This window comes from Desulfatibacillum alkenivorans DSM 16219, from assembly GCF_900142135.1.
GTDB lineage: Bacteria > Desulfobacterota > Desulfobacteria > Desulfobacterales > Desulfatibacillaceae > Desulfatibacillum > Desulfatibacillum alkenivorans.
This window is the reverse complement of the sequence record NZ_FQZU01000026.1, coordinates 39306-60776: the sequence shown is the minus strand read 5'-3', so window position 1 is coordinate 60776 and position 21471 is coordinate 39306. Positions and strand designations below refer to the sequence as shown.

At 54.4% G+C, this 21471-nt stretch carries 17 protein-coding genes, 2 tRNA genes, 1 pseudogene and 1 CRISPR repeat array; of the genes and pseudogenes, 7 read left to right on the top strand and 13 right to left on the bottom strand.

The features are described from left to right. The 3 genes from BUE18_RS18430 (at window position 1) to BUE18_RS18420 (ending at window position 4299) form a co-directional block, all read left to right on the top strand. Window positions 1–1809: an acyl-CoA dehydrogenase family protein gene (locus tag BUE18_RS18430; RefSeq protein ID WP_073477653.1), complete on the top strand. Its 1809-nt coding sequence runs from the start codon at window positions 1–3 to the stop codon at window positions 1807–1809. A gap of 536 nt (window positions 1810–2345) precedes the next feature. Further along, a complete protein-coding gene (locus BUE18_RS18425) occupies window positions 2346–2861 on the top strand; it encodes a PadR family transcriptional regulator (protein WP_073477652.1) in 516 nt (171 codons plus the stop codon). A 4-nt stretch (window positions 2862–2865) separates the two neighbouring features. Next, window positions 2866–4299: a 4-hydroxyphenylacetate 3-hydroxylase N-terminal domain-containing protein gene (locus BUE18_RS18420; protein ID WP_073477651.1), complete on the top strand. Its 1434-nt coding sequence runs from the start codon at window positions 2866–2868 to the stop codon at window positions 4297–4299. Between the two features lie 71 nt (window positions 4300–4370). On the opposite strand, the pseudogene tnpA reads toward BUE18_RS18420, so the two are convergent. The 3 genes and pseudogenes from tnpA to BUE18_RS18400 all read right to left on the bottom strand — a co-directional run. Continuing rightward, window positions 4371–4594 (bottom strand): annotated as a pseudogene (gene tnpA / locus BUE18_RS18415) (IS200/IS605 family transposase); the annotation flags it as partial. Next, window positions 4575–4703: a hypothetical protein gene (locus BUE18_RS28645; RefSeq protein ID WP_280173707.1), complete on the bottom strand. Its 129-nt coding sequence runs from the start codon at window positions 4701–4703 to the stop codon at window positions 4575–4577. The pseudogene tnpA and the gene BUE18_RS28645, both read right to left, overlap by 20 nt. 1415 nt (window positions 4704–6118) lie before the next feature. Next, the gene (locus BUE18_RS18400; RefSeq protein WP_073477648.1) at window positions 6119–10441 is read right to left on the bottom strand and encodes an RHS repeat-associated core domain-containing protein; all 4323 of its coding nucleotides are present in this window, start codon (window positions 10439–10441) and stop codon (window positions 6119–6121) included. 108 nt (window positions 10442–10549) lie between these two features. On the opposite strand from BUE18_RS18400, the gene BUE18_RS28525 reads away from it, so the two are divergent. From BUE18_RS28525 to BUE18_RS18385, 4 genes are all read left to right on the top strand, one after another. Next, a complete protein-coding gene (locus BUE18_RS28525) occupies window positions 10550–10666 on the top strand; it encodes a CRISPR-associated protein Cas4 (RefSeq protein WP_244549339.1) in 117 nt (38 codons plus the stop codon). 10 nt (window positions 10667–10676) lie between these two features. Beyond that, entirely contained in the window at window positions 10677–11645 is a 969-nt protein-coding gene (gene cas1, locus BUE18_RS18395; RefSeq protein WP_073477647.1) for a CRISPR-associated endonuclease Cas1, read from the top strand. Between the two features lie 12 nt (window positions 11646–11657). Beyond that, on the top strand, window positions 11658–11972 hold the full coding sequence (gene cas2 / locus BUE18_RS18390; protein WP_073477646.1) for a CRISPR-associated endonuclease Cas2: 315 nt from the start codon (window positions 11658–11660) through the stop codon (window positions 11970–11972). Between the two features lie 123 nt (window positions 11973–12095). After that, window positions 12096–14631: a CRISPR direct-repeat array (repeat unit 28 nt; unit sequence GTTATCCATCCCCATGAGGGGTTATGAG). 38 nt (window positions 14632–14669) lie between these two features. Next, a complete protein-coding gene (locus BUE18_RS18385) occupies window positions 14670–15248 on the top strand; it encodes a site-specific integrase (protein ID WP_073477645.1) in 579 nt (192 codons plus the stop codon). A gap of 77 nt (window positions 15249–15325) precedes the next feature. Here BUE18_RS18385 and BUE18_RS18380 read toward each other — a convergent pair. The 10 genes from BUE18_RS18380 to BUE18_RS18335 form a co-directional block, all read right to left on the bottom strand. Then, window positions 15326–15400, bottom strand: a tRNA-Cys gene (locus BUE18_RS18380). 9 nt (window positions 15401–15409) lie between these two features. Continuing rightward, window positions 15410–15484 (bottom strand) — tRNA-Gly (locus BUE18_RS18375). A gap of 70 nt (window positions 15485–15554) precedes the next feature. After that, complete coding sequence (pgsA, locus tag BUE18_RS18370) at window positions 15555–16142, bottom strand: CDP-diacylglycerol--glycerol-3-phosphate 3-phosphatidyltransferase (protein WP_073477644.1); 588 nt, start codon at window positions 16140–16142, stop codon at window positions 15555–15557. Window positions 16143–16171: 29 nt separating this feature from the next. Next, window positions 16172–16816, bottom strand: coding sequence for a fructose-6-phosphate aldolase (fsa, locus tag BUE18_RS18365; protein ID WP_073477643.1), 645 nt, complete (start codon window positions 16814–16816; stop codon window positions 16172–16174). A gap of 40 nt (window positions 16817–16856) precedes the next feature. Next, window positions 16857–17108, bottom strand: a complete 252-nt coding sequence (locus tag BUE18_RS18360; RefSeq protein WP_012609565.1) for a hypothetical protein — start codon at window positions 17106–17108, stop codon at window positions 16857–16859. 43 nt (window positions 17109–17151) lie between these two features. Continuing rightward, on the bottom strand, window positions 17152–17667 hold the full coding sequence (gene folK / locus BUE18_RS18355) for a 2-amino-4-hydroxy-6-hydroxymethyldihydropteridine diphosphokinase (RefSeq protein WP_073477642.1): 516 nt from the start codon (window positions 17665–17667) through the stop codon (window positions 17152–17154). Between the two features lie 12 nt (window positions 17668–17679). Next, window positions 17680–18846 (bottom strand): LL-diaminopimelate aminotransferase, encoded by a 1167-nt coding sequence (locus BUE18_RS18350; protein WP_073477641.1) that lies wholly within the window; start codon window positions 18844–18846, stop codon window positions 17680–17682. A gap of 16 nt (window positions 18847–18862) precedes the next feature. Further along, window positions 18863–19699 (bottom strand): diaminopimelate epimerase, encoded by an 837-nt coding sequence (gene dapF / locus BUE18_RS18345; protein ID WP_073477640.1) that lies wholly within the window; start codon window positions 19697–19699, stop codon window positions 18863–18865. A 6-nt stretch (window positions 19700–19705) separates the two neighbouring features. Beyond that, window positions 19706–20965: a diaminopimelate decarboxylase gene (gene lysA, locus BUE18_RS18340; protein ID WP_073477639.1), complete on the bottom strand. Its 1260-nt coding sequence runs from the start codon at window positions 20963–20965 to the stop codon at window positions 19706–19708. Window positions 20966–21009: 44 nt separating this feature from the next. Further along, window positions 21010–21468, bottom strand: a complete 459-nt coding sequence (locus BUE18_RS18335; RefSeq protein WP_170868404.1) for a hypothetical protein — start codon at window positions 21466–21468, stop codon at window positions 21010–21012. Window positions 21469–21471: the final 3 nt, after the last annotated feature.

Below are 21471 nucleotides of genomic sequence, written 5' to 3'. Positions count from 1 at the left end.
ATGGCGAGTAAATTCGTAAGCAAAAGGAATATTGACTTTTTATTGTACGACGTCTTTAACGTGGATGAACTGACCCGGTTCGACTACTACCAAGAGCACAACCATAAGGTATTCGACATGGTCATCTCCTCCGCCGTCCAATTGGCCAAAAACCTTATGCGGCCCATATTGGAGGAAATGGACGTCACTCCTCCGGAGCTGGCGGGCGGCGAGGTGAAGGTTCACCCCAAGGTAAAAGAAATCATGAAGGAGTGCGGCGAGGGGGGTTGGATTGCATCCAACTTTCCCCTGGAGTACGGAGGGGACCAATTTCCCCTGACGCTCACCAATATGTCCCGGTTCATCTTCGCAGCCGCCAACTATTCCGCCAGCGTGTATTCCGACGCCAACACGGGCGCCGCTCATTTGATTATTTCCTTTGGGGATAAGGCGTTGCAGGAAACCTATCTGGGCAAACTGATTCAAGGAGAATGGCAGGGAACCATGGCTCTGACCGAACCCCAGGCCGGCAGTTCCCTCTCGGACATAACCACCACCGCCTATCCCACGGACGAGGGGTATTATAAAATCCGGGGACACAAAATATTCATCTCAGGCGGGGATCACAACGCCCTGGACAACATCGTCCATCTCATGCTGGCGAGGATTGACGGAGCGCCGGCCGGGACCAAAGGAATATCCCTTTTTGTGGTTCCGAAAAAACGGGTGGAAGCGGACGGATCGCTTGTTTTCAACGATATTGTCTGCTCAAGCGTTTACCACAAGCTGGGCTATAAAGGAATGCCCCTTACCGAACTGAGCATCGGAGAGCAAAACGACTGCCGCGGTTACCTGATAGGAGAGCCTCATAAAGGGCTGAAATGCATGTTCCAGATGATGAACGAAGCCCGGATCGAAGTGGGCTTGGGCGCCGCAGGCATCGCCACGGCGGCCTATTACGCTTCCCTGGAATACGCCAGGGACCGACCCCAAGGGCGGAAGATTACGGAAAAGGACCCCACGCAGCCCCAGACGCCCATCATCAATCATGCCGACGTGAAAAGAATGCTCCTACTCCAAAGGGCCATTGTGGAGGGCTCCCTCTCCCTGCTGACCCAGTGCGGCATGTATTACGATCTGGCGCTGGTTGCGAAAAATGAAGAAGACAAGGAAAAATATCATCTGCTGCTGGAAATTTTAACCCCCATAGCCAAGAGCTTTCCCTCGGAAATGGGAGTCCTTTCCGTGAGCAACGGCCTGCAATGCTTTGGCGGATACGGGTATTGCGACGATTTTCCCCTGGAGCAGTATTACCGGGATATCAGGATTCATCCCATTCATGAAGGGGCTACGGGCATTCAGGCCATGGACCTTTTAGGCCGCAAAGTGCTCATGAAAAACGGCATGGCGTCCATGTTATACAACCAGGAAGTCCAAAAAACCATCGACGAGGCCAAAGGTGTAAAGGGCCTGGAGCCCTACGCCGTCCGGTTGGACGAGGCCATGCACCAATTGCAGCAGGTTACCATGCATCTGCTTGACGTGGCCCAGGAAGACGGGCCGGAGGTGTTCCTGGCCGACGCCAGCTTGTACCTGGAGTATTTCGGGCGCATCGCAGTGGGCTGGCAATGGCTTCTGCAGGGAATCGCCGCCCAAACCAGGCTGGAAAAAGGGCCTTCAAAAAAGGAGGCCGATTTCTATACCGGCAAGATTTTTACCATGCAATATTACTTTCATTATGAACTCTCCAAGATCAAGGGCCTGGCCGAACGCCTTATGGAAAAGGCCCGCTTATGCGTAGATATGCAGACGGAGTATTTTTACGATTAGAAGGCTTGCAGCGCCGCGATCCAAAAGCGGGATTGCATTCAAGAAGGGTCGGATGCAATCCCGCTGATCCGCCTTTTATCTCCAAAAAACGCCCCGCCTCCGCTGTGGCGAACCCCTCAATCAGGCGATTGGCCGGATTTGCCTTGAGGGCAGGCGATTGGCCGGATTTGTCTTAAGGGCGGGAATCAATTCGGCTCCGATCAGGCTGGTTCTTAGACTGGTCATGCTCGTCTCCTTTTTCTGTTTTGCCGGGTATGCGCCGTTCCCGGCGTTCGTGGGTACATCCTGCCTAAACCGCCATAAAAACCAGAAATTATATCAATTACCGATGGAACTGCTTTGATGCTAATATCCATTTCTATCCGCCGTTGTTATTTTTTAAAAAAACATTGATTGACAAACTATATTTTTCAATACTATTTTTTTAAAAAATATGGCGAGGAAAAATAGTAACCCCGCCTTTTCCCGGCGGCGACCGCTGAAAATCAAAATCGACGCAATAAATTGATTCCCCCCCTGGATATGGAGGAACTTTCATGGACGTGGAACTTCTCGCCCTTGGCTATCTTAGCTCCGGGCCGAAAACCGGATACAAACTCAACCAGATTTTCGGCAACATGATGCTTTATTACGCTGTCAGCCTCAACCAGATTTATCCGGTTTTGCGTAACCTGGAGGCGAAAGGGCATGTGGAGAAAGAGGTCGTGATCCAGGTTGGGAAGCCTAACAAGAACATGTACAGCATCACCGAAGAGGGCCGGAAGGCCCTGGAGCAAAAACTTACCGGCCCTCCCGAGCCCATGGACTACCATCTGCCCTTTTTGACCCGGGCGTTGTTTTTCAGGTTTCTCGATAGCGACAAGACCCAGGCCGCCTTTGAAGACGAAATCGCGTCCCTCTCCGAACAGGTGGCCACCCTGCAGGAAATGGAGGACACCGTCAACGAGCGGGCGGATCAAAATGGCGCGTTTGCATACAAAACAGCCGTTCATCTTTTGGAAACCCTTATTAGCTGGTACCAGGCTGAACTGGACCGGCGTGGAAAGGAATAACAACATGGGAATTAAAACCGGTGATCAATATGTGGAATCCCTTCGAAAACTGTCTCCCACGGTTTATATCGGCGGCGAAAAAATAACCTCTGTGGTAGACAGCCCCTTTTTCGCCACCCCCATCCGTGAAATGAAAAAATTTTACGACTGGCAATCAGACCCTGAAACCAAGGACGATTTTACCTTTCATTCCCCCATTACAAACGAAACCGTGGGCTTTTGGACGCACCTGCGTCAGACTCCCGAGGAGCTGCTGGCCATGGTGGAGACCATGAAACGCACCAACGCGCGGCATTTCTGCTCCATGTGCATGGGCATCGGCCTGTCCGTCCTGTGGGGCGTCACCTGGGAAATCGACCGGGATAAAAACACGACCTATCACGCCAATTTCCGCCGTTTTTTTGAGCACCTCCAAAAAGAGGATCTCCGTTATTGCCTGGGCGTCATGGATCCCAAAGGGGACCGTTCCCTTCCTCCCTCCAGACAGCCAGACCCGGACCTCTACCTGCGGGTTGCGGAAAAACGGGATGACGGCATCATCGTACGCGGCGCCAAGGCCCATACATCCAACGGCCCCATAACCCACTACTTTTTCGCCATGCCCTGCCGGGCCATGGGCGAGGACGACGCAGACTATTGCCTGTCATTCGCAATACCGGTGGACGCTCCGGGCATTTCTTTCATAACCAGGCCAGCGCCCGGCCCCCTCGCTCCCAAGGAATTCGAGTGTCCGGTGAGCACCCGGATCGGGTTCACGGAATCGCTCACCGTATTCGATGATGTGTTCATCCCCTGGGAAAACGTGTTCATGTGCGGCGAGTGGGAGTACACCCAAAAGCTCATCGGCCTGTTCTCCCCCTATGTGCGCTTTGCCAAGGGAACCTGCACCTCCGCCCGCATCGACATTCTGGCCGGGACGGCGGCGTTGATCGCCCAGGCCAACGGGGTTCCCGGCGCCGGACATGTTCGCAGCAAGATAACCGACATGGCCAATGCCAGCGAAATCGGCTACGGATGCGCCATCGCCTCCGTCCAAAAAAGCGTCATGCACGAGTCCGGCATTCCCATCCCCGATAACGGCATTGCAAACGCCGGGCTTTACCACACGCGCACCCGGTTTGCGCAGTTTTTGGGGACCTTGCAGGAAATCGCGGGAGGCATCGTCACCACCATGCCCACGGAGCAGGAATACTCCAACCCGGAAATCCGGCCTCTCATCGATAAGTATTTTCAGGCCTCCCCCCTGGTGACCGCCGAAGACAGGATGCGCATCCTCTATTTGATCCAGGAGCTCACCGCGTCCCGTTGGTCCGGGTACCTCATCGCCAGCGCCATTTGCGCGGGAGGCACCCCCGAAACCAACCGCATGGAAGTGGCCCGCAATTACAACCTCTTGGAAAAAATGGAAAACGTTAAAGCCATTTGCGGCATTAACTAAACAACCACCGACTAAAGTCGGAGGATTTTCTTTAAGTGCTGAAAGCACGGATACGGGTCAAAGACCCGTCGCTAACTTTCTGTTTTAAAATTATCATCGGGATTGGGTTCAAAATGATGCTCCAGGTAATTCTTGATCATCTCATCGGTAAACTGGCCTGCGGTTACGCAAAAGTATCCCCGCGCCCAGAAATGACGTCCCCAATACCGCTTTTTCAAATGGGGAAACTCTTCAAACAACTTTGTTGCGCTTCGCCTTTTATTCTTCGCATTATCTCACTGGGGCCCAGTGTGGGCGTCCCGATCCAGGGTTGTCAGGGACGTTGTCTGGTTGCCGTACATGTCGATATTCACGGACTCGCCCACCAGTCCCGAGCCCAGGCCGGTCAGGCGGGAGCGTGCCACGCCGATAAAATAAATACCTCCGGCGGCAAACTTTTTGCAAAAAGTTTGATCAAAAATCTTTAGAGCATGGGAGAAGAGGAAGACGGAAGCGCTTTGGCTGACGGCAAGGGTTGCGGCTGGTCCCCGGGATGGCAAGCACGCCCCAGGAAAAGATCCTCCCAGGCCTGGATAGGATATGCCCGTCAAAAACCGATAAGGCAGTGCGCCCCATTAAGAGGTCTTCCGAGCGCCGCCGTTTTCTAGCGGCCGTAGGGGCGCTGCTTGCCGCGCTCGCGTAGGGGAGATCCTTGTGATCGCACAAATTACCGCCGTTGTTGGGGCGAATACAAGATTCGCGCCCTACGTAATGCGCCTCTGTAGGGGTGATCCTTGTGATCGCCCTTAAGGATGACGGGCGACGGGAGCAATCATTAGCGGATGGAGAGGGCGCCGTCCTACCAAACGGCGCCCTCTCGCTATCCATGTCCAGGCTGAGTAAAAGCGATGAGATGCAAGGCGCACGATCCCCGAGAAATGAGACGTACTTTACGTACTTCGCAGTGACGAGGGGAGATGTGTAACGCCGTAGATCGCGGTTTTACCCAGCCTGGTTTATCTCCGTATTTTTATTCGAATGTCAAAGACCCTGCCCAATACAGGGATCGGGATAAAACCGCTTCCCTGCGTGCGGGCGAAAACCGAAATTTTATGTTTCAGGCCCCTCTCTGGGGGCTTGCCAACCAGTCCAACCGCCTCAAACACCCCACAAAATCAATATGCTACAGAGTTTCTTAAAGGCGTCCCCTAAAGTCAGAGTTTCTTAATTTCTTAAAGGCGTCCCCCAGAGTCCTGGGCGGCACTGGCAGAGCAGTATCCTGCCTGGGTGCGAAGCACAAAAGGCGCGACCGGATCTCTTTCCCAACGCCAAAAATGCATTGCGTCCCTCTGATGCGTCGTTATTCTCGTTCCCATGTTGCACGTGGGAATGCATACCTCTGCCTCATCCTTCAACCGCATCTTCCATACAGGGAGCGGGATAAAACCGCTTCCCTGCGTGCGGGCGAAAACCGAAATTTTATGTTTCAGGCCCCTCTTTGGGGGCTTGCCAACCAGCCCAACCGCCTCAAACGTCCTACAAAATCAAGATACTACAGAGTTTCTTAGTTTCTTAAAGGATGTCCCCTAAAGTCATTTTTTCCATAATCCAAAAAGAAAACCAAGAATGGTCCACTGCAACACGGCTGCAACCATTGGTACAATAGCAAAAGCTGCTTCGTTCCGTGGTGGTAGGCAAAAAACAAATGACCAAAGATAAGCTAACCAGCTTGCGGGTTTATGAATAAAGTCAAACACTCTCCGTAAGAGCGGTATGGTCTCTGTGTTTAATCCTATAACCAGAATAAAGAGACCGACACAAAACCCAACAAATGAAGCAACTATAATTCTTCCAAAGTAGCTATTGAACATGGCGTTACCCCAAAGGCATTTCTGCATTCACAGGCATTTTCTTGTGTTTCCACATAAGACTTGAAATCCTGCAAGATTTTTTTAGTTCGTGTTCTTGTTAAATTAAAACGACGGTTGCCTGAATGATACGATACCCAAAAAACCACATCCCCATTGCTTAAGGTTCTGTGCCCACCATTGGGACCTCTCATCGCAGAGATTGTTGCTCTGCCATTATCTTCGGAATTGTCTGCATCCATGTTAGCATCATCTGGCATTCCTGTACTACCTCGCCTCGGTAAACCCCAATTATGCCAATAAAAACGTCTTTCAAAAAAGCCTGCTCCTTGTAAAGTAGGCGCCTCCTGAATTCTATTATAATCTCCATGGGCAACCCAGTCTTGATCAGGGTGCAAAGCCCATCCGATATATTGTGCTGCGAGATTAGGATCATCGGTCTCATTATCACATGCTTTTCTGGCCAATTCGATATTTTCATCCCTATGAGTTAACCTTGAATCTCCCTCTCTGGATCGGTTGAAATGCCATCCCCAAGTATCATTAGAAATGACAGTTGGAGCATGAAGCGTATCAATTGCAATGTCTGCTTCGCCAATCCTATCTGCAATTTCCTTTGTAATATTAACCTCCTGAGCCCACTCAATAGTACGGTCTCTATGAACATCCTCTCCCCATAGTCCAAACACGTCATATTTATTAACAGTGTTATTATCGAATGCATATAAATTGAATCCACCGTCCTCTTCAATAGGATCACGACTGACCCACCTGCCAAGATCAACATCAAGGTACCTGTAGCCGTAATAATAGAGGCCCGTCTGCTGGTCCATGGGTTTGGTGGAGAAGCGGTAGGGGTTCTGGTTGGCTTTGGAGCCAGTGGATTTCAAGAGGCGTCCAAAGGGGTCATATTCATAATGGGCGTTGATGGTTCCGTCAGCGGCGCTTATCAATTGCCCCACGTTTCCATTGGCGTCGTAGAGGTAGAAGTCCACGGCAGAGTCATTATCCACAACGGCAATCAGACCGCCCACTCCTCCGGCGCCCTGCAAGCTCTGGCTCAGGTCAAGACCCCAAGCGTAGGATGTCATTTCCTCAGAGCCGTCCGAGGCAAGCACCACTTTTTCCTGGATGCGGTTCCAGCCATCCCATAGCGACGTGGATGTGGAGACTAAAGACCACTCGCCGGAGGCATAGATAAAACTCTGCTTCTGGTATCTTCTGCCCATATAGTCGTAGGCAAAGGTTACTCTGGTGTCTCCTATCACGGGAGCCAGGGGCGATACTTCCACCAGCCTGTTCTCGCAGTTGAAGACGTACTGTACGCCGTCCTTGTGGATCAGGTTGCCGTCGTCGTCGTAGTCCAAAGAGATGCTCTCGCCAGCGGATGTGACAGATTCATACTGGTTCAGGCTGTTGGTCACATAAGTGGACGTAATGGGCGCACTGGTTGAGATGTCGTAGTCCTGCTGTGCAGCGATGCGGTTGCCGATGGGATCGTAGTTGTAGGCCCGTGCCTCATCATCAACAGGACTGGCTGTATCCAGGATGCTGGTCCCAAGGTATCTGTTTGAGGCCGTAAGCTCATTCCTTGCATTGTATTCATACAGGTTAAACGCCTGATCGTCAAAGGCATTCCCGCTGTTTGTGACGCTGGTTCTCCTGCCGAGGGCGTCGTAGCCGTAACCGTACTCTGAAATAATCTCCGTTCCGTACTGGTTGGCGACCAGGGTTTTCACGTTCCTATGGGGCTCGTATCCGTAGGTCGTGGTGACGGCCGTGGCCGCCCCGTCCTCAAGCATGGTCACGGATTCCAGGAGGCCCGAATTGGCCAGATAGCCGTAAGACGCGGAACCGGCAACGCCTTCCACGGCATATTGCACGGTTTCAAACCGTCCAAAACCGTCGTACCCGTAGGCGAGGGCGTAGTCCGCGTCCGTGGAGAATCCCGCGTTCCGGCCCATAGCGTCGTAGGCCCGGGTTATGACGGCCTGTACCGTGCCGGTTATGGCTTCGGATTCCGGCTGCAAGTAATCGTTGTAGGTGAAGGTCCGGGCGCCCGAGCCGTCCGTGACGCTGGTCTGCCTTCCCAACCGGTCGTATTCAAAGGCGATGTCCGGGGTGGAGTCGGAATAATCCGTGAGGATCATCTCGCCGGTGGCCGGATCGTAGTCGTAGGTTGTGGTCAAGGGCTGGCCCTGATCGGTCCTGGCCCAGGTGCGGGTCAGGAGCTTGCCTTCGGCGGAATAGGCGTAGGTTGCGCCCTTGTATTCGTCGTCGAGCTTTTGGATGAGCAGGCCTGTAGCTTCGTCGTAGATCCAGGTGGTGGCGTCTCCGTCTCCTGCGTCGGACGGCCACTCGTCCCCGTCAAAATCCGCAGTGCTGCGGAAGGTTTTCATGCTTGTCTTGCGGCCGTAGGCGTCGTACCCATATTCCACGGGATAGGTTGCGTCGCCCCATTGGCGGACAAGCTGCCCCTTGAGGTTGTATGCGTACCGGACAAAATGGCCCAGCGCATTTTCGTCGGCGATTTTCCGGCCGGTTTCTGCGTCGTAATAGAACCGGGATGTATTGCCGTCCGCGTCCTGGACGTAATCCACCCTGCCGTCTTCGTCGTAATGGGTGGTGGACGTTCCCGTGCGCGGATCGGTTGCGGAAATCCGCCTGCCGAAGGCGTCGTAGTCAAAGGTGTAGGTGAGTCCGGTCTTGTCGGTGGACGAGACGGTCAGGCCGTATTCGGACGTGGATATGGCGTTGATGGTGGAGTCGGGGTAATCCACTTCCCGGGTCTGGGTGTGGGCGTCCCGGTCCAGGGTTGTCAGGGACGTTGTCTGGTTTCCGTGCATGTCAATATTCACGGACTCGCCCACCAGTCCGGCGCCCAAACCGGTAAGGCGGGAGCGGGACACGCCGGTTTCGGTCTGCTCGGCGGAGTTGGCTTCGGCGTAGATGATCTGCTTGCTCTCCTGCCACCAGTCGCCGCTGATGTAGGCGTACTCGCTGGCGGATTCGGTCAACCTATCCATGGAGGCGGCGGTCAGTTCTCCGTCTCCGTCCACGTCCAGGCCGGACCATGTCTGGTTCCCCAATTCGTCGTAGACGTACAGGGAGTCTGCCCTGCCCGGCGCGGAGGACCGGATCAGGCGGCCGTGTTCGTCATAAAAATTTTCTGCAACAAGAGTTCCGCCGCCGAAAGCGGGGCGTTCGGTCTTGATAGTCCGGCCCAGGAAATCCGTGTAGGACTTGCTCCACATGGCCGAGCCCGCGGACCCTGTGTAGACCTTGGTCCATTGGATTCCGTCATCCTCCACGCCGTATTCGTAGTACTGGGGCGTGACCGCCGTGCCCGTCGTGCTGATGGTCCTGCCGTCCAAGTGCCGGGTTGTGGTGCGGGTTGCGCCGCCTGGCTGGGTGACGGTCTGGGTTCTGCCCGCGTTTTCGTAGGCGTAGGTGGTGACAAGGCCCGCCTGGTTGGTGGACGAGGCGACGCGGCCGGCCGTGTCGTAAATCGTGGAACTGGCCTGGCTCAGGCTTCCCGCTTCCGTGGTTGTGGACAGGGTTCTGCCCAGGGCGTCCATGGTTTTGGTGGTTGTGACGTCCCCGTTCAGGCCTTCCCGCGTGACCATATAGGGCCGCTTGAGGTCGTCCAGGGTGTAGTAGGTGGATACACCCGTGGCGTCTGTCTGGGATTCCACGGCGCAGCAGCTCCAATGGGTTTCCGTATAGGTTCCGTCGGAGTTGTCCGTGCGCACGGCCCGGCCCAATTCGTCGTAGGAATACTCGGTCCACTGGATGGTCTGATACGCCGACCCGTCAAAAACCTGGCTTGCGCTGTAGAGCGTATTGCCCACGGAATTTGCAATGGACACGCTCCGGGTGGTCTTGTTGGCGATCCCCTCGGGGTTATCCACCGTGCCCTGGGTGACCAAGGTGCGGACATAGGAGCCCGATCCTTCGGTGAACACGCCGTCGCCCGGGTTGAGGCCTTCCACGTAATCACCGTAGACGTACTCGTAGGTGGTCATGAGACCGTCCGAGGACTGGGAGGTCTTGATTTTGTCCGAGGTCAGGGCGCCGGGGTTTTCCTCGTAATATTCGCTGGTGGTGCGGATATTGCCGGGGTCCCCGTATTCCGCGTCCTGGGACGCGGCCCGTTCGGTGATGACGATGCGGTCTCCGAACAGGGTCTGGTTGTAGGCGTAAAAGGTCTTGGACGTGACGATGCCGTTGATTTCCTCGGTGATCGTGCGCGGCGAGGTGACGTCCCGGAATTCCCGGGCGTCGTCCTCGTCCACGGGGGTGTAATCGTAGTAGGTGACGCGGCCTGTCGTATCAAAGTCCGAATCCAGCCAGGGCCTGCGTTCTTCGATGACGCGGCCCTGGACAAGGAGGCCTTGGAGAGAATGAACCGTCTATCCCTGCGCCTGGAAGCCCTGGCCAGCCAAGAGGAAGTCCCGCCGGCCTCTCCCATCCCCTTATGCCAAACCTGTTCGGCCGCCGTCTTTTGCGGTTTTGATTAAAGGAGCGTTTGTGGAAACCTTATTCATTTCCAGGGAAGCCAGACTTTCCCGAAGGGAAAACACCCTGATCGTCTCCATGGACGGACAAAAACGGTTTTTCCCCATCGAAAAAATCCGCCATATCGTCATGCTGGGCCAGGGACGCTTCAACTCCGCCTTGCTCTGCCTGTGCGGCGCCCACGGCGTGCGGGTGTCCGTGTTCGACTACTACGGCTACTACAAAGGCTCCTTCGAGCCCAAGCCCCAAAACCCCTCGGGCCGGGTCGTCAAGGAACAGGCCCGGTGCATCCTGGATGACGAGATGCGCCTGGAAACGGCCCGGGAAATCGTCCGGGGCGCATGGCGCAACATGCGCGCCAACCTGGCCTATTATCAATACCGGGGATTGAACCGCCTGGATCCCGTCCTGGAACACATGGACCGCATGGCCGAAAAAATCGAAACGGCGCCGAGCATCCCCAAGCTCATGGGCGCCGAAGGCGTCCTCCACGCACGCTACTTCGCAGCCTGGCCCATTGTGGATCCCCGCCTGGACTTCGCCCCCCGCACCCGCAGGCCGCCCAACAACCCCATCAACTGCCTGATTTCCTTTCTCAACCAATTGACCTACACGGCCGTGCGCCACGAGGTCTTTAAAACCCACCTGCACGAAACCCTCTCCTGGCTCCACTCCCCCGGAACCGGCAGATCCTCCCTGAGCCTGGACCTGGCCGAACCCTTTAAACCCATCCTGGCCGACAACCTCATCTTCCGCCTGGTCCGGAAAAACATCCTGTCGGACAACTGGTTCTCCCAACAAGACAAGGTCTGCCTGCTGACCGAAACCGGCCGGCGCCACGCCGCGGAACACTTCTCCACCCGCCTGGAGGAGCGATACAAGGGAAAATCCTACCGGGAGTGGATATACCGCGAAGCCATCGCCCTGGAACGATCCGTCATGGGCCTGACCCCTTACGAATCATTCAAACGCAAAGCATAAAGGAGGCGCGGCATGTTCGTCATCATGACCTACGACGTGGAAGCCAAACGCACCAACAAATTCCGTAAGCTCCTGCGGAAATACCTCTCCCACACTCAATACTCCGTGTTCACCGGCGACCTTCCCGAAGCCGCGCTCCTGGAGCTCCGCAACAAAATCCACGAAATCATCATGCCCGGAGACCGCGTGACGGAAATCACCGCGGAAAACCGGCATAACGTCAACGTGGTCCACCTCCTCGGACAAAAACCCAAAAACGGCGCGGTAAAAGGAAAGGTCCTCGCCACAAAGGACGCCAGCCACAAATCCGACTACCAGGTGCTCTGACCCAGAACTTCAACCCCCGGTCCTGCAAAATCCCCCGGGGTGTGAAGTAAAAAACACAGGAATTTGATGGAGTATTGCTTCAAAATATGGACAAAATATAGGTTTTTTGTAATGATTAAAAGGGTTATCCATCCCCATGAGGGGTTATGAGCGAGCACAGTCAAATCATTTGCAACCGGAAACGGCAGTTATCCATCCCCATGAGGGGTTATGAGACCGGAGTGGCTTGCGAACGCCTTGGCCGAAAATGGTTATCCATCCCCATGAGGGGTTATGAGATCCCGAGTCCTGCGCCAAGGCCGCCAAGTTCGAAAGGTTATCCATCCCCATGAGGGGTTATGAGATCCCCAGTGGGGCCAAGGAAGCGCCTACAAGAACGGTTATCCATCCCCATGAGGGGTTATGAGGGAGTCAGGACCGGCTTTAGCAAGTTGGATTATGTGAGTTATCCATCCCCATGAGGGGTTATGAGGTTCCATTCCGTACCGCAGCCCGCCTGCCTTACCGCTGTTATCCATCCCCATGAGGGGTTATGAGTTGGCTATGGTCTTTGCAAAAAATGCGCCGACTGGGTTATCCATCCCCATGAGGGGTTATGAGCTTTAACCTCAACAGCTCCGTCGATCATCCTGGAAAGTTATCCATCCCCATGAGGGGTTATGAGTCGTGACAATGCGTAAGCCTGGGGAAAACGCGGACCGTTATCCATCCCCATGAGGGGTTATGAGATACATGGCAAAAGCGGTTCTCCGGCGAAAAACGAGGTTATCCATCCCCATGAGGGGTTATGAGATTTCGAAGCTGACGGGAACCTCGTTAACGTTCCTAGTTATCCATCCCCATGAGGGGTTATGAGACGGCGTCCGGCATGACATCCTTTACATCCTCCGCGGTTATCCATCCCCATGAGGGGTTATGAGCTGTATATTGCCCCGGACGCGCCCCCGGCCAGAGTGGTTATCCATCCCCATGAGGGGTTATGAGTGAGTCCATCATCAAATCATCAAGCATGCCGGATAGGTTATCCATCCCCATGAGGGGTTATGAGCTCAGCAGAATCAGAAGCCTGTTAACATGCAACAGGTGGTTATCCATCCCCATGAGGGGTTATGAGGCTTTTGCCATGTATGGTTAATCCTAAGAGCGGACAAGTTATCCATCCCCATGAGGGGTTATGAGCTGCTATCGAGCTTGAACTCTGTATGGTTATATTTGCGTTATCCATCCCCATGAGGGGTTATGAGACATGGCCTTTTGTTCTAACCAAAAAACAAAACGCGGTTATCCATCCCCATGAGGGGTTATGAGTCAAAATACCATTCGAGTACTTCAAGTCTTTTTAATGTTATCCATCCCCATGAGGGGTTATGAGACTTCTGTCCAAAAGTTCAGATTCACAGTAGTCTTCAGTTATCCATCCCCATGAGGGGTTATGAGACAGTTAAAGAGGGCGATGTCGTGCCTCTGGTTTTTGGTTATCCATCCCCATGAGGGGTTATGAGCAAGAGAGCTTGAGGCTGCCGCGGCTGAAATGACGCGTTATCCATCCCCATGAGGGGTTATGAGCTTCCCCGGGAACGTACCCTACGATGATATTCATGTGCTATCCATCCCCATGAGGGGTTATGAGAAAAGGAAGCATACCGTATATCGCCGGACCGTACAGGTTATCCATCCCCATGAGGGGTTATGAGGTTTCCACGGGCCACGGCTTTGTTGAGGGCGAAAAAGGTTATCCATCCCCATGAGGGGTTATGAGATACAATGCCGTTGAGCGAGTCCTTGACATGCTTGAGTTATCCATCCCCATGAGGGGTTATGAGGGCCCGCTTTTGTGTATGGCCGTGCCACAGGCGATTGTTATCCATCCCCATGAGGGGTTATGAGAGACAGGTGACACGGTGCGAATCGTCGTTGGCCCGTGTTATCCATCCCCATGAGGGGTTATGAGGTACAGAGCATCGACTCCATGGCAGATCCAGGAGAAGTTATCCATCCCCATGAGGGGTTATGAGCTTACGATCCGCCAGGGCAGGGCGCACGATCTCGCCCGTTATCCATCCCCATGAGGGGTTATGAGTTTACAATAAGGAGCTATTGAACATCCAGCGTAAAAGTTATCCATCCCCATGAGGGGTTATGAGCTTACGATCCGCCAGGGCAGGGCGCACGATCTCGCCGTTATCCATCCCCATGAGGGGTTATGAGCCCGGCAGTTTCAAAGCCGCCGTTGCTGATAAGGTTGTTATCCATCCCCATGAGGGGTTATGAGCTGAGCTTTGGGGTGGGCCGAACTTTGAAGACGCCGAGTTATCCATCCCCATGAGGGGTTATGAGAAAAAGGCGAAATGCTTCATGAATTCATCGTATGACTGTTATCCATCCCCATGAGGGGTTATGAGTTTTCCCACCTAAAGGGCAGGGTTGCATCTTCGGTGGTTATCCATCCCCATGAGGGGTTATGAGACTCGGAGTCAGCTTTCTCCACGCAATCCGCAAGGAGTTATCCATCCCCATGAGGGGTTATGAGACAAAGGGGACTCCAGAGACATTGAAGCTCAGCCGCAGTTATCCATCCCCATGAGGGGTTATGAGCTCCGCCCTGGAATCTGTGGCTTGGGGACTCGCACCGTTATTCATCCCCGTGAGGGATTATGCGAGATAAAGAAATGTATAGCAGGAGCGCCACACATTCCCATGTTGAAGGAAAATAATGTTAGAACAGGTTTCTTTGAACATGATGAATTTTTGGCTTTGCGAAAGGCCCTGCCCTCCCACCTAAAAGTGTTGGTAACTTTTGCTTACAAAACAGGATGGAGAAGAGGTGAAGTATGCAGGTTAACTTGGGCTCAAGTCGATCTCAATAGGGGCACAGCCAAATTGGATCCCGGTACGACCAAGAACAACGAAGGCCGTCTGGTTTTTTTGGATGAGGAGTTGCAAGGCATGTTGAAGGGTCTCCATAAAAAGCGCAAAAGCCTACTACCCTGGGTGTTTCTTAACGAACGGGGAACGGGCCGAGTAGACCAGTTTTCCAAGTCATGGGCAAATGCTTGCACTAAAGCAAAATTAGGCCATCGATTGTTTCATGATTTGAGAAGGACTGCTGTGCGCAACATGGTTCGATCAGGGGCGCCGGAAGCGGTCGTCATGAAGATCTCAGGGCGCAAAACGAGATCGGTATTTGACAGGTATAATATCATGAGCGAGGAGGGCCTGAAAGCTGCTGCATTCAAGCAGGAAGCGCATCTGCAGAGGGTCGCGTGCGCAGTTTAGGCGCAATTTGGCGCAATCGGCCATTTTGGGCATAAAAAAAGGTTAGCCCAAAACGAGCTAACCCTTTGATTTTCTTATGGAGGCGGCATCCGGATTTGAACCGGAGAATAACGGATTTGCAGTCCGCTGCCTTACCACTTGGCTATGCCGCCCAAAAAAAATGGAGCGGGAAACGGGATTTGAACCCGCGACTTCGACCTTGGCAAGGTCGCACTCTACCACTGAGTTATTCCCGCTCAGCGCCCCCTACTTACCCAGAACAGGCGGGGTTTGTCAACTAAAAAAACGCTAACAAAAGCCTAAAATTCAACTTCTGATGACCTTTGAATAGTTCCTGAAATACTCGGCGCCGGACCAGATGGTAAAGACCAAAGCGATCCATAAAACCCAGTATCCCACCTGCCCGAAATCCAGGAAAAAACTCTCCGTAAAATAATACTTGTGATGAAGCAGCAAGGGGATGATCGCCCCGATCTGGAAGCCCATTTTATACTTGCCCAGTTTTTCCGCGGCAATGACTTTGCCCTGCTCCGCGGCGATGCCCCTGAGTCCGGTTACGGCCAGTTCGCGGCCTACGATGATGCAGGCTATCCAGCCTGGAATCCACTGGTGCCATGTGAGCATGGTCAGGGTGGACATGACCAGGAGCTTGTCGGCCAGGGGGTCCATGAACTTGCCGAAGTTGGAGACAAGTCCCAGGGATCGGGCGTAATAGCCGTCCAGCCCGTCGCTTATGGCCGCCAACGAAAACAAAATGGCGGCGATAAAGCAAAACAGTTTGCCCGGCTCCTGGGGCAGCAACAGTATAACGATGCCGGGGATAGTCACCACCCTGAATAAAGTCAGGGTGTTTGGATGCAGCACAATGTCCTTGAAAGAGCGACCTGAAGCCATGATATTCCTATTACGGACCGGTTTGGGGCTTACTTTTTGGACTTTTCGTAGTCCGCCAGAAAGGCTGCCAGGCCCTTGTCCGTCAGGGGATGGCCCATCATTTTCTTGATAACGCCAAAGGGGATGGTGGCTACGTCTGCGCCCATCATGGCTGCTTCCAGCACGTGCAGCGGATTGCGTACGCTGGCGACCAGCACTTCGGTGTCAAAGGCGTAGTTGTTGTAAATGGTCACCATCTGCTCAATCAGGAGCATGCCTTCGTTGGCCAGGTCGTCCAGGCGTCCCACAAAAGGGCTGACGTAGGCGGCGCCCGCTTTGGCCGCAACCAATGCCTGCAAAGGAGAAAACACCAGGGTCACGTTGACCGGAATGCCTTCCGAGGACAGGGCGCGGGTGGCGATCATGCCGTCGGGAATCATGGGGATCTTGATGACGATGTTCTTATGGATAGCAGCCAGCTTTTTGCCCTCTTCAATCATGGACTTGGCCTCGGTGCTGATAACCTCGGCGCTGATGGGGCCGTCCACCTCGGCGCAGATATCTTTGATGATATCCTCAAAAGGCCTTCCTTCTTTTGCAATCAGGGACGGGTTGGTCGTTACGCCGTCCACCATTCCCATGCTGTTGGCCTCTTTGATCTCGTCGATGTTGGCCGTATCGATAAAAAACTTCATCCGCCGCGCTCCTTGTTTGAGTGTGTTTTTTTATTCCGGTTTATTTTTGATTAAGATATTTTTTCATGCACTCCTCGCTGCAGAAATACATGAGCTGTCCGTCCACTTTGGCTGCAACCCCTTCCCGCTTGGGAAAATACACCTTGCAAACCGGGTCCTGCACCATGACATCGTCTATCTGCCGGACGTCCTGGCGATCCATCCGGGGCCTGTTTTTTTCAGGTCCGGGGCCTGCCAGGGCCTTGTACACCATGTAACCCAACCCGGCAAATATTAAAAATTTTAGCCACATGAGCAACCCCTTAAGCTATTTCGGCGCTCCGGTCAAGCCGGATTCACGCCGTTATTGCAAGGACGTCCTCCAATACCATGACATCCTTGCCGCCGTCATCCAGTTTGTCCAGAAGTGAGCTAACTGTCTTTTTTAAAACCGGATGCTGCAATTCCGGAGCTATATCACAAAGCGGGGCTAAAACAAACCGCCTTTTATGAAGCCGGGGGTGGGGTATTTCCAAATCCCCCGATTCCATGACAAGGTCTCCGAAAAACAGGATATCCATATCCAGGACCCTGGGGCCGAAACGGGGGCCTGCGCTGCTGCGCCCCGCTTCTCTTTCCAGGGATTTTAGCAAGGCCAAAAGATCCCGGGGCGCCAGGCTTGTCCTGATCCTGGCCGCCCCGTTCATAAACCTGTCCTGGGCTTCGTAATCCACGGGCTCGGTATCATACAGGCGGGAGATCTTTTCCACCATGCAGACTCCGGACCGGCTCAGGCTGTCCATGGCCCACTGGCAGTTTTTCTTCAGGTCTCCCATGTTGGACCCGAACCCGATGTATACGGTATGCTCCAATGCGATCTTTCCTTAGAGCTTTAATTCCTGCATGCGCTTGACCGCTTCGGCCATGCGGTCCTTGTTCTGGGTGAGGGCCATACGAAAATAGCCTTCGCCCGGCGCGCCGAATCCGTTGCCCGGGGTGGCCACAATGCCCGCCTCGGTCAGGAGCTTGGCGCAGAAATCCGCCGAGGAGTACCCTTCCGGAACCTCGACCCACATGTAGAAAGTGGCCTTGGGCGGCGTGCACTTGAGGCCCATGGCGTTCAGGCCTTCCATAAGCAGGTCGCGGCGCTCCTGGTAAATCCCGGCGTTGTCGGCCACGCATTGCTGGTCGCCGTCCAGGGCTTCGATGCCCGCCATTTGCACGGCGTCGAAGGCGCCGGAATCGATGTTGCTCTTGACCTTGCCCAGGGCGCCGATGACTTCGGCGTTCCCTACCGCGAATCCCAGGCGCCAGCCGGTCATGTTGTATGTCTTGGACAGGGAGTGGAACTCAATGCCCACTTCCTTGGCGCCGTCCACTTCCATGAAGCTCATGGGAGCGAATCCGTCAAAGGACATTTCTGTATAGGCGGCGTCGTGGCAGACGATGATTTTATATTTTTTGGCGAATTCAATGACCTTCTTGAAAAACGCCTCGTCAGCCACGGCGGCCGTGGGGTTGTTGGGATAATTGATGAACATGAGCTTGGCCTTGGACGCGACGTCCTCGGGAATGGCGTCCAGGTCGGGCAAAAAGCCGTTTTCCTTCAGCAACGGCATGATATGGCAGGATCCGCCGCAGAACTCCACGCCGATCTGATAGACCGGGTAGGCCGGACTGGGAACCAGGGCCACGTCCCCGGGATTGATGTACGCCAGGGGGATGTGGGCGATGCCTTCCTTGGAGCCGATCAGGGTGATGATCTCCGAAAGCTCCAGGTTCACGCCGAAGCGCTTGTCGTAAAAACGGGCGACCGCCTTATTGAACGCGCCCATGCCGGAATAGGAAGGATAGCGGTGAAACCGGGGATCTTTGGCGGCCTCGTTCAAGGCTTTGATGATGTGATCCGGAGTGGGCAGGTCGGGATCGCCTACGCCCAGGTCGATAATGTCCACGCCCTTGGCGCGAACCTCTTCCTTTTTCCGGTCGATTTCCGCAAATAAATAGGGTGGAAGTTGTTTAAGCCTGTCCGCTTTTTCAAATTGATCCATGATCCATCCTTTCCGCTTATTCTTTTTGGGCCAGTTTCAGGGCGTCCGGCCCGATTTCTCCCGTGTAAATAATATTGGCGTCCCCTTCGAGAAAGATATTGCCGTATCCGCCGGGCACGCGCTTGTAATGCACGTAAAGATACTCCCCGCTGCGCGTCAAAACCTTGACCGGAGACAAAGCCGCGTCCGCCGCCACCCGGGCGAGGGCTGCAGCCACGGCGCCGGTTCCGCAGGCCAGGGTTTCGCCTTCCACGCCTCTTTCGTAGGTGCGCACGGCAAGCTCTCTGCGGCGGAACTCCACGAAGTTCACGTTGGTTCCGGCCGGAGCGAAGGCTTCGTGATACCGGATTTTACGGCCCAGTTCCTCTACGTCCGGCTTTTCGATGTCGCCCACCAAAAGCACCACATGAGGCACGCCCGTATTCATGCTGGTGACATTGCAAGTGGTTCCGTCCACGTCCAGGGCGTAAAAATATTTGACGTCCGTGGGATCGGTCAGCCCCGCCTTGACGGTCTCGCCCAAGACCTCGGCATGAATGACGCCGGCCAGGGTTTCAAAGGTCATTTTTTCGCCGGCGATCTTGTTCAGATAGGCGAAACGGGCCACGCATCTGGAAGCGTTGCCGCACATTTCCGCTTCACTGCCGTCGGAGTTGTAAAACTGCCACTTGAAGTCGCACTGGTCGCTGTTTTCTACAAGGACTAACCCGTCGGCGCCTATGGAAATCTTTCGGGCGCACAAGGCTTTTGCAAGCCCAGGCATGTCGTCCTTGGCTATTTTTCCGTCACGATTGTCAGCGATAATAAAATCGTTGCCGCTTCCGCTCATCTTGTAAAACTGCAAACCGGTCATCTTGATTTATCCTAATAAAAAGGTTGGAATAACTTCCCCCCGCGTAAGATCTTCGTAATTCTCGCGCTGCCGAATGACTTCAAAGACATTCCCTTTCACCATGACCTCGCAAGCCCTGGGACGGGAGTTGTAATTGGAGGACATGGCGAATCCGTACGCGCCTGCGCTCATAACCGCCAGCAAATCCCCCGGGACTACGGCGCCGATTTCCCGGTCCTTGGCCAAAAAGTCCGTGGACTCGCAAATGGGGCCGACCACGTCGCCGGTAAGGGGATCGCCTTCCCGTTTGTTTACGGGCTGAATCAAATGAAAGGCGTCGTAGATGGACGGCCGGATCAGGTCGTTCATGCCCGCGTCCACTATGATGAAATTCTTGGTCGCGCCCTCTTTGAGATACAGGAACCTGGTCACCATGATTCCCGCATTGCCCACCATGGCCCTGCCGGGCTCCAAAACCACGGTGATGGGGAAGTCCGCAATCACCTTGCAAATGGCCTTGGCGTATTCATCGGGCTCGGGGGGCTCTTCGTCGTCATAATTGATCCCCAATCCGCCGCCCACGTCCAGGTACTTGATGTCAATTCCCATGCCTTTAAGCTCAGCGGCCAGGGATTTGACGCTTTCCATGGCTTCCACAAAGGGCCCTACCTGGGTGATCTGGGACCCGATGTGAAAATCAATGCCCACCACCTCCGTGGAGTCCAGGTCGTGAGCCGCCTTATAAGCCTCTACAACCGCCTCCTTGGCGATGCCGAACTTGTTCTTTTTCATGCCCGTGGAGATGTAGGGATGGGTTTTGGCGTCCACATTGGGGTTGACCCGCAGGGAAATGGGGGCTTTCTTGCCCAATGCCTTGGCCCGGGCGTTGATGGCCTGAAGCTCCTCAAAGGATTCCACATTGAACATGAGAATGCCGGAGTTGAGAGCCAGGTCGATTTCATCCCGGGTCTTGCCTACGCCTGCGTAGGCGATTTTATTGGCCGGGATGCCCGCTTTCAAGCCTCGATGAAGCTCTCCGCCGGAAACCACGTCCAGGCCCGTGCCCATATCCGCGAACATCTTCAGGATAGCGCCGTTGGTGTTGGCCTTGGCCGAGTAGCAGATAATATGATCCACGTCTCCGAAAGCCTTGTCAAAGGCCTGAAAGTGACGGGTAAGGGTAGCATGGCTGTAAATGAAAAGAGGCGTTCCCAGTTTGGCGGCGATATCCGCAACCGGGACGTCCTCGCAATAAAGAGCATTATTCTGATACTGAAAATGATGCATGGCAAAACGGTCCTTGTTCTGACGCTATATTGTTTGTCGTGCGATCAGGGCGCTGCGGGAATTACGTCCACGCTCACCCTTTCCGAATCCTGCGCTTCCCCTCCGGGCCCGAAGGCCGTCACCTTGAAAATATACCTGAACCCTTCCAGTACCGGCGTCATGTGCACGGCTTTGTCCGACTGGGTCTGCCAGGGATTGAACTTGCCCACGTGCACGTCGGCGATCCGCTGGAAATTCATGGGGCAGTTCTTGCACGCCTCCTTGTCCAGCTTTTCCCGGGCCATAAATACGGCGAATCCATCCACCTTGCCGCCTGCAACGCACCCGGCCTGGTTCCAGGTCAGCCGCACCCTGCTGTCTTCCAGCAGTTCCGTTTCCAAACCGCAAGCGGGCGCCGGAGGCTGGGTGTGGGGCGCCCTTGGGGGGCCTTTTTTCCCGCATCCTATGCTGAGAGCGAGGATTAGAGCCAGCGTACATATGAAGTATTGTCGCATTCCCGGCATTGT